The organism is Sphingomonas sp. UYAg733, from assembly GCF_054057355.1.
The window spans coordinates 188107-200351 of record NZ_JBSRZE010000002.1; the positions used below are offsets into that span (position 1 = coordinate 188107).

Annotated in this window: 13 protein-coding genes; 5 read left to right on the plus strand and 8 right to left on the minus strand. The window is 62.5% G+C overall.

The features are described 5' to 3' along the window. Nucleotides 1–24: 24 nt before the first annotated feature. Nucleotides 25–585, minus strand: coding sequence for a YqgE/AlgH family protein (locus tag ACVWZA_RS05895; RefSeq protein WP_457310240.1), 561 nt, complete (start codon nucleotides 583–585; stop codon nucleotides 25–27). Between the two features lie 144 nt (nucleotides 586–729). On the opposite strand from ACVWZA_RS05895, the gene ACVWZA_RS05900 reads away from it, so the two are divergent. The 4 genes from ACVWZA_RS05900 (at nucleotide 730) to ACVWZA_RS05915 (ending at nucleotide 3808) form a co-directional block, all read left to right on the plus strand. Beyond that, nucleotides 730–1209: a redoxin family protein gene (locus tag ACVWZA_RS05900; RefSeq protein WP_457310241.1), complete on the plus strand. Its 480-nt coding sequence runs from the start codon at nucleotides 730–732 to the stop codon at nucleotides 1207–1209. 117 nt (nucleotides 1210–1326) lie between these two features. Next, the gene (locus ACVWZA_RS05905) at nucleotides 1327–1596 is read left to right on the plus strand and encodes a hypothetical protein (RefSeq protein WP_457310242.1); all 270 of its coding nucleotides are present in this window, start codon (nucleotides 1327–1329) and stop codon (nucleotides 1594–1596) included. A 115-nt stretch (nucleotides 1597–1711) separates the two neighbouring features. After that, a complete protein-coding gene (locus ACVWZA_RS05910) occupies nucleotides 1712–3178 on the plus strand; it encodes an AMP nucleosidase (protein ID WP_457310243.1) in 1467 nt (488 codons plus the stop codon). Between the two features lie 69 nt (nucleotides 3179–3247). Then, nucleotides 3248–3808, plus strand: coding sequence for a hypothetical protein (locus ACVWZA_RS05915; RefSeq protein WP_457310244.1), 561 nt, complete (start codon nucleotides 3248–3250; stop codon nucleotides 3806–3808). 397 nt (nucleotides 3809–4205) lie between these two features. Here the strand turns inward: ACVWZA_RS05915 and ACVWZA_RS05920 are convergent, their stop codons facing one another. The 4 genes from ACVWZA_RS05920 to ACVWZA_RS05935 form a co-directional block, all read right to left on the minus strand. After that, a complete protein-coding gene (locus tag ACVWZA_RS05920; RefSeq protein ID WP_457310245.1) occupies nucleotides 4206–5018 on the minus strand; it encodes a hypothetical protein in 813 nt (270 codons plus the stop codon). Nucleotides 5019–5026: 8 nt separating this feature from the next. Further along, nucleotides 5027–6358 (minus strand): reverse transcriptase domain-containing protein, encoded by a 1332-nt coding sequence (locus tag ACVWZA_RS05925; protein WP_457310246.1) that lies wholly within the window; start codon nucleotides 6356–6358, stop codon nucleotides 5027–5029. Between the two features lie 27 nt (nucleotides 6359–6385). Continuing rightward, on the minus strand, nucleotides 6386–6598 hold the full coding sequence (locus ACVWZA_RS05930) for a hypothetical protein (protein WP_457310247.1): 213 nt from the start codon (nucleotides 6596–6598) through the stop codon (nucleotides 6386–6388). Nucleotides 6599–7097: 499 nt separating this feature from the next. Further along, nucleotides 7098–8537, minus strand: coding sequence for a DUF5681 domain-containing protein (locus ACVWZA_RS05935; protein WP_457310248.1), 1440 nt, complete (start codon nucleotides 8535–8537; stop codon nucleotides 7098–7100). 88 nt (nucleotides 8538–8625) lie between these two features. Between ACVWZA_RS05935 and ACVWZA_RS05940 the strand changes: the two genes are divergently transcribed. Next, nucleotides 8626–8796 carry a hypothetical protein gene (locus tag ACVWZA_RS05940; RefSeq protein ID WP_457310249.1) on the plus strand — a complete coding sequence of 57 codons (171 nt, stop codon included), beginning with the start codon at nucleotides 8626–8628 and terminating at the stop codon, nucleotides 8794–8796. Nucleotides 8797–8978: 182 nt separating this feature from the next. Here ACVWZA_RS05940 and ACVWZA_RS05945 read toward each other — a convergent pair whose 3' ends face one another. The 3 genes from ACVWZA_RS05945 to ACVWZA_RS05955 all read right to left on the minus strand — a co-directional run bounded on the left by ACVWZA_RS05945 (nucleotide 8979) and on the right by ACVWZA_RS05955 (nucleotide 12127). Next, entirely contained in the window at nucleotides 8979–10826 is a 1848-nt protein-coding gene (locus tag ACVWZA_RS05945; RefSeq protein ID WP_457310251.1) for a M2 family metallopeptidase, read from the minus strand. Nucleotides 10827–10917: 91 nt separating this feature from the next. Beyond that, nucleotides 10918–11703 (minus strand): alpha/beta fold hydrolase, encoded by a 786-nt coding sequence (locus ACVWZA_RS05950; protein WP_457310252.1) that lies wholly within the window; start codon nucleotides 11701–11703, stop codon nucleotides 10918–10920. Then, nucleotides 11684–12127, minus strand: coding sequence for a GFA family protein (locus tag ACVWZA_RS05955; RefSeq protein WP_457310530.1), 444 nt, complete (start codon nucleotides 12125–12127; stop codon nucleotides 11684–11686). The genes ACVWZA_RS05950 and ACVWZA_RS05955 overlap by 20 nt, the downstream gene beginning before the upstream one ends. Nucleotides 12128–12245: the final 118 nt, after the last annotated feature.

Genomic DNA, 12245 nt, shown 5'->3' on the forward strand with positions numbered 1-12245 from the left:
TCGAGGCGGCGACGACCCGCTCCTTCACGCCGTGCCCGCGCCGCTCGTCAGCAAGCGCGTATCGACCCCCGCCTCGGCAAAGCCACGTTCCCATCGCGTCTCGGCCGGCGTTTCGTAGAGCAGCTCCAGATCGCCCGGTACGTTGAACCAGCCGGGGCGCGTCATCTCTTCGTCAAGCTGCCCCTCGCCCCATCCGGCATACCCCAATGCCACGACCCAGCGGCTCGGTCCCTTGCCCGAAGCGATCGCGCGCAGCACGTCGATCGTGCCGCTCAATGCCCAGCGTCCGGCGACATCGATCGTATCCTGGCCGCCCCAATCCTTGGAATGGATCACGAAACCGCGCCGCGGTTCGACCGGGCCGCCGAAATGGACCGGCGCGTCGGGCGCATCGCCCGGATCGATCTTGAATTGTTCGAGCACGGTATGCAGCCCGAGCCCGCCGATCGTCGCGCCAAGCCCGATGCCGATCGCCCCCGCCCCGTCATGCGCACAGATCGCGATCACCGCATGTTCGAACCGCGGGTCGCCGATCCCGGGCATGGCGAGAAGAAATTGTCCGGTGAGATATGCTGCGCTTTCCATCGCTTCGCCCATAGCCGCCCGTGACCGATCTAGCCAACGCTTGAAATCCCAATGCTTGAAATTTGGGCGAAGCCGCACGAGTTAGGGCCCACCCGCTCAAGCGGCTATCTAGCGCCGCATCGGCGGCCATCAGGAGAATCAGCAATGACCATCAGCGTCGGCGATCGCGTCCCCAGTCTCACGCTCACCAAGGCCACCGCGAGCGGCCCCGATCAGGTCAGCTCGGACGAATATTTCAAGGGCCGCCGGGTCGCCGTGGTCGCGGTGCCCGGTGCCTTCACGCCGACCTGTTCGGCCCGCCATTTGCCCGGCTTCGTCGACAAGGCGAGCGAGATCAAGGCCAAGGGCGTGGATGAGATCGCCTTCACATCGGTCAACGACGCGTTCGTGATGGGCGCCTGGGGCAAGGCCAGCGATGCGGGTGACATCACCATGCTGGCCGACGGCAATGCCGATTTCGCCAAGGCGGTCGGCCTGACCTTCGATGGATCGAAGTTCGGCATGGGTGAGCGCAGCCAGCGCTATTCGATGATCGTCAACGATGGCGTGGTCGAGCAGCTCAACGTCGAAGCACCCGGCGAATTCAACGTCAGCTCGGCCGAACATCTGCTCGGCGAACTCTAATATCTTCAGCGTTCTAACACCTTCAGCCGCCCCGCCTGCGCGTCCAACTGCTTTCGGGCATGGAACGAGTTGCGCGGGGCGGGGTTGTTCATACGGATAACCAGAAGGGAATTTGCGATGAGCGACACCACCCAGGACGCAGGCAATGCGATCGTCGACTCCGCCAAGGAAGCTGCCGGCGAGAAGTCGTTCTTGGATCAGGCACGCGCAGCGGTCGGATCGGCCGTCGACTCGACCATCGAAGCGGTCGGCTCGGCATTCGAATCGACGGTCGAGGCGGCCAAGGAAAACCCGGTCGCGGCGGCAGCGATTGCCACCGGCGCCGCCGCAGCGGTGGCTGGCGCCGCGTTCGGAATCAGCAAATTGCTGGAAGACGACAAGGCTTGATCCGCCTCTCTCCCCTCTCTCGGCGAGGGAGGGGAGCATGACTGACGCGGCGCTATGGCCCCGATGACTTGCCCCATGACTTGCCAGCGTAACGAAGCTGCCTTAGCGACAGCAGATGACACGTGCATCCATCCCAAATGCCTCCTCGCCCATTGCTTCATCGATCGTCGCTGAGCTCGATCGGCTTTATACCGCTTCGGTAAAGCGGCTGCAGGACGCCCTCACCGCTTATCTCACCGACCGCACGACGCCCGATCCGGCAAGCCGGACCGATGGCTCCTTCGCTTATCCCGAAATTCGCTTGCGCTATCTCGGCGCGGATGATCGTCCCGCGCCGATCCGCTCGTTCGGCCGCTTGGTCACGCCGGGCGAATACAAGATCAGCGTCACCAAACCGGCGATCTTCGCCGATTATCTGATCGAACAGCTCACCCTGTTGATCGAGGATTACGACGTCGAGGTCGAAGCGGTCGCGGGACGGCAGGAAATCCCCTTCCCCTATGTGCTCGATCCCGGCCATGCGATGAGCCTGGACGAAGTGTCGGCGCTGGATCTGGCGCGACATTTCCCGGCCACCGAACTCGCCTATATCGGTGATGAGATCGCCGACGGGCTTTACGCCGCTCCCGACGAAGTTCGCCCGCTCGCCTTGTTCGATGGGCTGCGCACCGATTTTTCGCTCGCGCGGCTGCGCCATTACACCGGCACGCCGGTCGAACATGTCCAGCGCTACATCCTGTTCACCAACTATCATCGCTATGTCGATGAATTCGTGCGCTGGGCCGCGTCGCAGCTCGGTGAAGGCAGTCGCTACACCGGCCTGTCGGGTGCCGGCGGCGTAATGATCCATGCCGGCGATGACGCCGACAAGATCGTCACCGACAGCGCGTGGCGGCGGCACCAGATGCCGGCTTATCACCTGATGGCGGATGACGGCACCGGCATCACCCTGGTCAATATCGGCGTCGGCCCGTCCAATGCCAAGACGATCTGCGACCATCTCGCTGTGATGCGGCCAGAGGCTTGGCTGATGATCGGCCATTGCGGTGGCCTGCGCCCCAGTCAGCGGATCGGCGACTATGTCCTGGCGCATGCCTATCTGCGCGACGATCACGTCCTCGATGAAGTCCTGCCGCCGGAAATCCCCGTCCCCGCGATCGCCGAAGTGCAGGTCGCAATGGCGCGTGCGGCGGAAACCATCTCCGGCCAGTCGGGCGAGGAATTGAAGCGCCGCCTGCGCACCGGCACGATCGTCACCACTGACGATCGCAACTGGGAATTGCGCTACTCCAAATCGGCGTTGCGCTTCTCGCTCTCGCGCGCGGTCGGCATCGACATGGAATCGGCGACCATCGCGGCGCAGGGTTACCGCTTCCGCGTGCCCTATGGCACGTTGCTTTGCGTCTCGGACAAGCCGCTCCATGGCGAACTGAAGCTGCCCGGCCAGGCCAACCGCTTCTACGAACGCGCGATCAGCGAACATATGCGCATCGGGATCGAGACCTGCGAGGAGCTGCGCCGCGAAGGCGCCAAGCTGCACAGCCGCAAGCTCCGCGCGTTCAACGAGCCGCCTTTCCGTTAAGGCGTTTCGCGAAAAGGAAACCAACGCCTGTTCATGCGTTACGCAAGCTCAACGACTCAGGAATTCGCCATGGCCACGCCTCCCAAGAAGCCCGCGCCGCGCCGCAAGCCCGCCAGCACCCGCAAGCCCGCCGCTGCGCGCAAGCCGAACATCGCGCCCGCCGCGACGAGTGGCGCGCCCAGCGCGGCCGCTGCCCCGGCCGAGCCAAAGGCAAGTGCGGCCAAACCCGCGGTGACCAGGGCCAAGGCTCCAGCTAAAACCGCAGCAAAGCCTGTGGCGAAGACTGCGCCCAAGACGGCAGCCAAGCCCGCCGCCAAACCCAAGGCGCCGGCCCGTCCCCGCGCGACAACGGCCAAGACGCCATCACGCAACGCCGCCGTGACGACACTCGGCAAGGCGCGCCAGGTCGTATCCAAGGCATCGCCGGCCAGGAAATGGACCATCGCGGCGATTATCAGCGGCATCGGCGCCGCGGCCACCGCCGCGCTGCTGACCTTGCGCGGCAGCACCCCCGACGCGAAGGCCAGGGCGAAAGCCACGCCAGGCAAAAAGGCCCATCAGGCCGACGGCACGGATTCGTCCAAGTCGTTCCAGGCCGGCATTGCCGATGAGGGCACGATCCCCGAGTGATCGCCCCACCCATGACACTCTAACTCGCCTTCCCCGGCGAAGGCCGGGGCCCAGTCGAGGAGCAGATGTTGGGAGACGCCTACGGGAGCGGCGCTTGCTCAGCATGAAGCCGCCACCCTGATTAGTCTAACGCCGGCAGGCCGAGATAACCCTCGTTTGAGCATGCAGGGTGAGGTGCCGAAATATCCGTCCGCGAGCCGGCTATGGCATCGGTGGAGTCGATTGCTCAACACTTGAGGCTGAATGCCACCTTGAAGCCAGACAGGCGATGAAGGCAGTGCCTATCAGTTGACCGACCTAGAAAAGAAGAAGTTGGCTATGGGCCGCGCAGGTGGTTGGTCCCGCATCGCCTAGCGGCCAATATCTGACATTGTGAGATTGAGAGCGCTGCGCGAAATCAATCGGCTCCGATGTTTGGAAACCAATCATTGATGGCCGATTGATTCACGCCGTGAGATGCGTTCCACCACTGAACCGGATAAGGCCAATCGTCCGTGTGCCACGGTGTTCCTTCTCTTTCGACGACCGGGACAAAATCTCGCCGGAAATCCGGCCTTTTGCGATCGACCAGAACACCAGCGTAGCCGAGGATTCCGATGAGTGTGCGCCGCTCAGCGCTGTTCGACGGCAGCACTTTGACCAAAGCCTTGTCGAGGTCCCCAAGACGGGCCTTTGGCGGCAATGACCTAGCCGCATCGAGGATCGCTCGCAGGATCGCGTAGTCGCCGGATTCAGTTCGGGGCACATCCCGATTGCGCAGTGTGCCAAGATCAAACGCGATATACGTCGGCTGATCGTGACGGACGCCACCCCACTTCACGCGCTCGAAGTTCAAGGCGTTGAGATCAACGTCGGTTCGGGCGTACAGCCCGCAATATGAGCACATCTTACTCGTCGCTGAAGGCCTTGCCGCATGCTGACGTATATGACGCGCAACTGCATAGCTTCCTAGCGCAGACCGCACATCTAATTCTCTCGAACTGAGGCTACCCACGAACGCATTGACCACATCTATCGGTTTCAATGCGGCGGCAGCGCTTATCGCGGCATCGATCGCTTCATCGTGGGAAAGCGAAATCGGGTCAAACATCACGCCATGCGCCTGGGCGTAAGCGAAATCCTCATCAGAGACAGCCGGTTCCCGCTTCCAACCGAGGGAAGACCAGTAGGTTGAGGTCAAGATACGAACGGCCGGTTTGTCGAGAGGCATCTCGGTTTTCACACCTCGCGTTTGTTGAGCGATCCGAGCTTCGGATAGGCAAAAGGTTCACGAGGAATATGCCGCAATTCCGAGATTCCTAACATTCGCTGATGGCTCGTAACTGCGGTATCGGCTCGAGCGGCGCTATACTCTCCCAGATAACGACGAATGCACTTGCTGATTTTTTGATCGAGGTTGTCGAAAGTTTGACGGTCATTGCAGAACCAATAATGCTTTCCCCATCCGTCAATCATTCCGTCCACCCGCTTTAGCGTGCTGGATAGCGAATTGGTTCGCTCAAAAGGCTGCCCGTGCTGAATGCCGCGCATCATTTTCAGGCTTTCGTCGAAAGCAGATTGAACGGAGCGCAGAATTTTTGCTTGCGCCTTCGAGCCCGGCCGGACCGCGCCGGGACAAAGGTTGATACCGAGAAAATCGAATCCATCGTCGATTGAGGCACCACCCTTGGAAGTTTTTTCAGGCGACAGTTCCATCCTCAGCACCTCAAGAAGGTCAGCAGCCTTCCGAAGCCTTGCTGAAGCTGCCTTTTTCGAAGGCGCGAGGATTATGAAATCATCGATGTAGCGCACGCATTTACAATCACCGTCGTTCATTACCCGGTCGAAGTCGGCGAGAATGATGTTTCCAAGCAGAGGTGAAAGTGAGTTGCCCTGCGCAACCCCGATGTCCTCGATCGGAAAATCGACTGCTTTGTCTCGAAGCTGAGCCATGTTGGAAAGCTCGACATCGATCGCTTCGCGAAACAGCGCCACTAGCTCATCGTCGTTGACCGCAGACGCCACAATCTTGGTCACGGCATCCTTCGAAATCCGCGTGAAAAAAGACCTGATGTCTGCGCTCGCCACAAACCGTGCGCCATTACCAATTTCGTCAAGCACGGCTCGGATCGCAGCGGGAGCAGCGGAAAGTGAGTCAGATCGCGCGACCTTATCATTTTGCGAGCCGCGCACGCCCCTAATGCCGCCAAAGCTGTAGGGGGTTTGGATGAAGGGCTTGAGCGCTGTAACTTCGAGCAACACATTCAGGATCGCGCGCTGAACAATGCGGCTTTCCACAGGAGCAAGAACGATAGGCCGAAACTTTCCGGTCTTCTTACCCTTCTCGTCTAGTTTGGGTATCGGCACGCCTTTAGCAGGCGCAAATTTGAACGACCCGCGCGCCAGTCGGCCCTTAAGCGACCTCAAGTTGGTCGGAGCATCTTCGGCAAAAGCTTCCAGCTCCAGGCGCACATCTTCGGATTTAGACGCACGACCGTTTCGCTGAATCACGCTCCATGCGCCTTCAAGGTTGCGCAGGCTTCGAACCGCTTTGATTAATTCTGAAGCCAAGCGTCTCTGGGGTCCTGTCGATTCACCTCACCCACCTGACGGAGCGCTGAACTCAGCAGCGGTACCTTTCGGCCCTTGCCGCCCAATCGGGGTGACGACTTGCGCCGTCGCCTCGCCGTAGCAGGTTCGCTCGCACTCGACGGTGATCCCGCCAGCCGCGCTTCCTGCTAGAGCCAGTCCGACCAGAATTGCCGTGAAGCGCCGCTGGCCGACCCGTGCCGGGTTGGCACGTTTTTGCATGGTTCGCGCATTATGGTCTCCTCCCGGAAAGCGTAACGTTTTTAAGGCGTTAGGCAAGAGGCGAAATGCCGCGCGGCCCTCCCACCTCCCTGTGTAACTAAAGCGAGTAGCCGTTCGACAGGTCCCCCTAACGGTAAAGGTTCCGGCTCTCATAGGTACATCAGGCAAGCGAGCGCTGAACTCAGCAGCGGTACCTTTCGGCCCTTGCCGCCCAATCGGGGTGACGACTTGCGCCGTCGCCTCGGCGTAGCAGGTTCGCTCGCTCTCGACGGTGATCCCGCCAGCCGCGCTTCCTGCTAGAGCCAACGCGAACAGGATAGGAACATCAACGCCTTCAGGTCAAGCATTAAGCGAACGTTCGCCGAGCAACGACACCGGCGATACTCGATGGGACAACCGCTGATCGCTCCGACCGCGCGACGGGCGGGGGTTTCGTTCACAGTCCATCTAATCGCTTATCTCCGCCCCCTCACCATCTCGCTACCGCGCCCAGCCCCAATCATCCACCCCCATCCGCAACCCCGCCCAAATGCCACTCAACCACCGCACACAACGCCAGCATCTCATCACGCTTGCGCTCGGCAATCTCCGCGAACCGCGGCAATGAGGCGCAGATGATGTCGGCGTTATACTCCGCCGCCGCCGCCTTCAGCCGGGTAAGCGTGGCACGCAGATTTGCCAGCGTCGCGCGCTGCCCCGGCGCCGGCGGCTTTCGATAAACCACCGTCCGCAATCGCGCATCGATCACCACATCGTCGGGCGGCGGCATCGGCGGCTCCATCCTGATCGTCATCCCCTCGGTAACGTCCAGCACCTCTGCCCACGCCTCCAGATACACGCCGGCCTCCGCCACGGCCCGCGCCGGGTCTCCCGCGATCTCCACCACCGGCGGCACCGTGGGTGGCAGGGCCTCCGATCCGTCCTCCGCTTCGTCATCCCCGCCATCACCATGCCATCGCGGTTCCTCCGGTAGCCGCATCGCCGCCGCACGCGCCCTGTCGGACGCCTCGCGCTCCAGCCGCATCTTGTGACGGCGGCGGTCATGCTCCGCCATCGATCGCAGCGCATTGTCGCGCGCCCGTTCTTCGGCGGAGCGCCGGTCGGTGTGGATCTGCCGGGCATAACGCTGCGGCAAATGCCTCGCGATTAGGTCGCGGACATCGACCAGCGCGAACCAGTCGCACCATGCGGCCGCCTTGTCATATCCCTCGACCATCGCCTCGATCCCGGGGCGCCGCGCCGGCAGTTCCGCCTGCAATTCGGCATGCGTCGCGGCCAGCCGGTCGAGCAACAATGGCGCCCCCGGCTCCGCCCCCGGCCAGTCCGCCGTGCCCCGTACCGACCCGATCCTCACATCGTCGGGGTGCGGCACCGGCGCGGCCAACTCGGAGTTGAGCGGCTTCGCCCTGGTCAGCAGCTGCGTCCACACCTCCTTATACTCGACCGCCGTCTCGTACCCGGGCGCCGCTCCCTCCGGACCACGCCGGACATCCCACGGGTGAGGCGACGGCGCGGGTGTCTGCGCCTGAGCCTGTGCCGCCGCGCGCGCTTCCGCCGCCTCGGACTGCATCACCAGCCGCGCCAGCGTCGCCGTGGCCAGCCGATTGCCTCGCGCCGCCTTCATCGCAATCTCGCGGAACGCCGCCTGCATCGCCGGGATCTCGACCACGCGTCCGCCCGCCTTGACCCGAACCATGCGCATCGCCTCGGCCATCAGCATCCCATGGACCGATTCATTGGGAAGTTGCGGCACCACCTCCTCGCACGACTTCACCTTGCGCTTCTTGCCGCCCGGATTGGCGCGATTTCCCTTTTGAAACTGGTGCGTTTTCGGCGGCTTGCCGCGACCCACCGCATAGTCGTCCGGTGCCGCGCTTGCGGTTGCCCCCGTTGCCTCCGCGTGTTCGGTGCGATTCAACTCGCTCTCTTGTGTCGTCATATCTGCTCTCCGCCGCACGTTTGCGCATGCGCGGTGAAAGCCCATTTGGCCGGGCATGTGAATCGACCAACCCGAAATTGAGCAGACCATGACCGTCACGCCGCCATTCCCGATCTTCCCGCAACATCGCGGCAAAATACCCGTCATGACACGCCGGTTTTCCCGCAGTTTTTCCCGCAGCTTCCCGCAGAACCGGCAAAAAACATCTTCCCGCAAAAAATCCCGCAGCGACGGGAATTCGGAACACCGAAAGCGGTAACCAGCCGGCTGCGGCTTCGATCGGAATGATCCGGCCGATTCAACTCCGCCCGCCGAATCGCTAGCAGCACCCCGGACGGCCTTTCTCTCGCCGCCGTCCGGCTCTTTCACATGACGAAAAACACTCCCCGCCCCACCGGAACAGGAAGCGCCCCCGCTGCCATCGGCAGCGGCGGCGCATCTTCACCAGCCGGTCGGCTTGCCCTTGTTCTGCTCGTCGAGCCAGGTTTTCAGCGGCGCGAAATATTCGACCATCGCCGCGCCCGACATTTCCTTGGTGCCGGTGAATGCTTCGAGCGCTTCGGGCCAGGGCTTGGACTGGCCCATCTTCAGCATCGCGTCGAGCTTCGCGCCGACTTCCCTGTTGCCGTAGAAGGAGCAGCGATGCAGCGGCCCCTTCCAGCCCGCCTGATCGCACGCCGCCTTGTAGAACTGGAACTGCAGCAACCGCGCGAGGAAGTAACGCGTGTACGGCACGCTCGCTGGCACATGGTATTTCGCGCCCGGATCGAACTTCGTCTCGTCGCGCTCGACCGGTGGCACGATGCCCTGATATTGCAGGCGCAGCGCGTTCCACGACGCCTCATATCCGGCCGGCTTGATGGTGCCGGAAAAGACGCCCCAGCGCCATTTGTCGATCAGCAGGCCGAACGGCAGGAACGCGACCTTGTCCATCGCCTGTTTGAGCAGCAGGCCGGTGTCCTTGTCCGCGCTCGGCACCTTGGCCTTGTCGAGCAGGCCGATCTGGACAAGGTAATCGGGCGTGATCGACAGCGCGACGAAATCGCCGATCGCCTCATGGAAGCCGTCATTCGCACCGTTGAGGAACAAGGGCGGCTGGTCCTGATAGGCGCGCTGGTAATAATTATGGCCCATCTCGTGATGGATCGTGACGAAATCGTCGCCATTGACCTTGGTGCACATCTTGATGCGCACGTCGTTCTTGTTGTTGATATCCCAGGCCGAGGCATGGCAGATGACTTCGCGGTCGGCCGGCTTGGTGATTTGTGAGCGCGTCCAGAACGTCTCGGGCAATGGCGCAAAGCCAAGCGAGGAATAGAAACCCTCACCGGCCTTGAACATCTTGATCGGGTCGTAGCCCTTGGCCTTGAGCAGGTCGCCGGTGTCGTATCCGATGTCGCCCGCGCCCTTGGGTGCGACGACATCATAGATATTGCCCCATTCCTGCGCCCACATATTGCCGAGCAAATCGCTGCGGATCGGACCGGTCCTGGACTGCACCGCATCGCCATATTTCTCGTTGAGCTTCCAGCGGACATAGGTGTGCAGCGACTGGTAAAGCGGCTCGACCTCTTTCCACAATTTGTCGGTGAGCTTGGCGAATTCCTCCGGGCTCATGTCATAGCCGGATCGCCACAGCGACCCGACATCCTTGTACCCGAGTTCGACCGCGCCCTGGTTGCCGATCTCGACCATGCGCGCATAATCCTTGCGCATCGGCGCGCCGACATTGTCGTGCCAGCTGACCCACATCTCCTTCAGCTTGGCCGGGTCGCGCTCGGTGCCCATCGCGGCTTCGATATCGCTGCCGTTGATCGGCTTGCCGTCGAGTGTGCCCTTTCCCTTGCCGTACGACGAGGACATGCGCGTCACCAGCGTCGATAATTCGGTCGCCGCACCCGGCTTGGTCGGCGCCGGCAGGGTAAGCCCGCCGCGCAACAGGTCGAGCTTGCGCCGCGTGTCGGGCGACAGGCCGCTAACCTTGCCGTACTTCGCCGCTTCCAGCGCGAACTTGACCGACATTTCGGTGCCGGTGGCGTTGATCCGCGCCGCCATCGCATCGGTATCGTCGGTGATATAGGTCGCATTGACCCAATTGACCTGGCTCGATTCGATCGAGAAATCGAACAGCGTCTTTTCCGCCGCCGCGACGAAAGCGTCGGCCTCCGCGGCGGTCGGCGTCAGCGGCCGCTGTGCCGCTACGGGCGTTTCCTTCTTGTCCTTGGCGAGCGTCGGCGTGGCGGCGATCGCGCATGCGAGCGCCACGATCGAAATTCCGGTGCGGATCATTGGTAACCCCTGAAACTTGTTGATGGCGGCAACCTGTCCGCCACCGCGCGCTAGGTCAAGCCGGGGGTCAAACCGGGGGTCAGGCCCAGGATCAGGAGGCGAGAAAATCCGCGATCGCCAGGCCAAGCTCTGGCTTCACCACCGCGCTCATATGGCCACCCGGAACGCTGCGGTAGGTCGCGTTGGGCAGAATATCCGCCAGGTCCTCCGCCGATCCATTGTCTTGATCTTCCTCGCCCGCGAGCACCAGCGCCGACGGGGTGATCGCACGCAGCGCCTCGACCGGCGTATCGACGAACGTGTCGAGGATGTGCAGCAGGGCAATGGGGTCGCCTTTGCTGGTCTTCAGGAACGCCTCAGCCAGCCATTCCGGCGTGCCGCGTTCGAAGCTGCCGGGATTGGTCAGTATGTTGCGGAAATGCCCGCCACGGCCGGCGGTATCGGTCAGCCCTTTCAGTCCCATGCCCGACAGGATGAAGCGGCGCGGCGTCGCGCGCGCCGTAGGACTCCGGGCCATCATCCGCGCCACCGTCCGCGCACCGAGCGAATAACCGCCCAGGTCGTAATCGCCAAGGCGGAGATGCTCGATCAGCGCAAAGCCGTCCTTGGCCAGCACGTCGCGCGGATAGGATGCGGCGTCATGCGGCTTGGCGCTCGACCCATGCGCGCGCAGGTCGGGCATGATGACGCGGAAACCGCGCTCGGCGATCGCCGCGGCATGGCCATAGCGGATCCAGTTGGTCTGCGCGTCGGAGAAGAAGCCGTGGAGCAGGACGACCACCCTGCCCCCGTTCGATTCAGTGCCCAGTTCGCGCCACGCGATCCGCGCGCCATCGAAGCTTTCGAAGAAATTCGGTTCAATCGGGGAGTTTGCCAATGGTTTTCATCCAGCGATCGACAAGGGCCTGATGCTCATCGGTGCGATAGTCGGGCAGATCGCGGGTGTCGAGCCAAGCCTCATGACGACTCTCCACACCGAAATGGTGTGTCGGACGAAACCGCCCGGGCGTATCGAAGCTGCCGACGGTCAAGTCGATATTGCCGCTGTCGGGATAATCGAAGGAGAGCGGTGTGCCGCAGGCCGAACAAAACCCCCTCTCGGCAAAGGGCGAAGAGGCGTGACGCTCCGGCTCGTGTGACCAGGCCAGATCCGCTTTCTTCACGGTCTTGAAGGCGATCGAAACGCCGCCAGTCGCGCGCTGGCACATCCGGCAATGGCAGAGATACGCGCCAACATCGCCGACCTGAACGGTGTAGCGGATCCGTCCGCACTGGCAGCCGCCGGCGAGCCGCTCGTTGATCGGCGCAACCGCCGGCGCGACTTTGCCCGGCACGGCATCGATGTGAGGCTGATCGACCATGAAAACTCTCCTCGAACGGACCCGGATTCAAACGCTTACGCTGCGCTGCAATATTTTT

Bases quoted from the DNA above. Each gene is read 5' to 3' on its own strand.
- ACVWZA_RS05915 (WP_457310244.1), top strand. From the start codon at position 3,248: ATGGCCACGCCTCCCAAGAAGCCCGCGCCGCGCCGCAAGCCCGCCAGC.
- ACVWZA_RS05900 (WP_457310241.1), top strand. From the start codon at position 730: ATGACCATCAGCGTCGGCGATCGCGTCCCCAGTCTCACGCTCACCAAG.
- ACVWZA_RS05895 (WP_457310240.1), bottom strand. From the start codon at position 585: ATGGAAAGCGCAGCATATCTCACCGGACAATTTCTTCTCGCCATGCCC.
- ACVWZA_RS05920 (WP_457310245.1), bottom strand. From the start codon at position 5,018: ATGCCTCTCGACAAACCGGCCGTTCGTATCTTGACCTCAACCTACTGG.
- ACVWZA_RS05945 (WP_457310251.1), bottom strand. From the start codon at position 10,826: ATGATCCGCACCGGAATTTCGATCGTGGCGCTCGCATGCGCGATCGCC.
- ACVWZA_RS05905 (WP_457310242.1), top strand. From the start codon at position 1,327: ATGAGCGACACCACCCAGGACGCAGGCAATGCGATCGTCGACTCCGCC.
- ACVWZA_RS05935 (WP_457310248.1), bottom strand. From the start codon at position 8,537: ATGACGACACAAGAGAGCGAGTTGAATCGCACCGAACACGCGGAGGCA.
- ACVWZA_RS05940 (WP_457310249.1), top strand. From the start codon at position 8,626: ATGACCGTCACGCCGCCATTCCCGATCTTCCCGCAACATCGCGGCAAA.
- ACVWZA_RS05930 (WP_457310247.1), bottom strand. From the start codon at position 6,598: ATGCAAAAACGTGCCAACCCGGCACGGGTCGGCCAGCGGCGCTTCACG.
- ACVWZA_RS05910 (WP_457310243.1), top strand. From the start codon at position 1,712: ATGACACGTGCATCCATCCCAAATGCCTCCTCGCCCATTGCTTCATCG.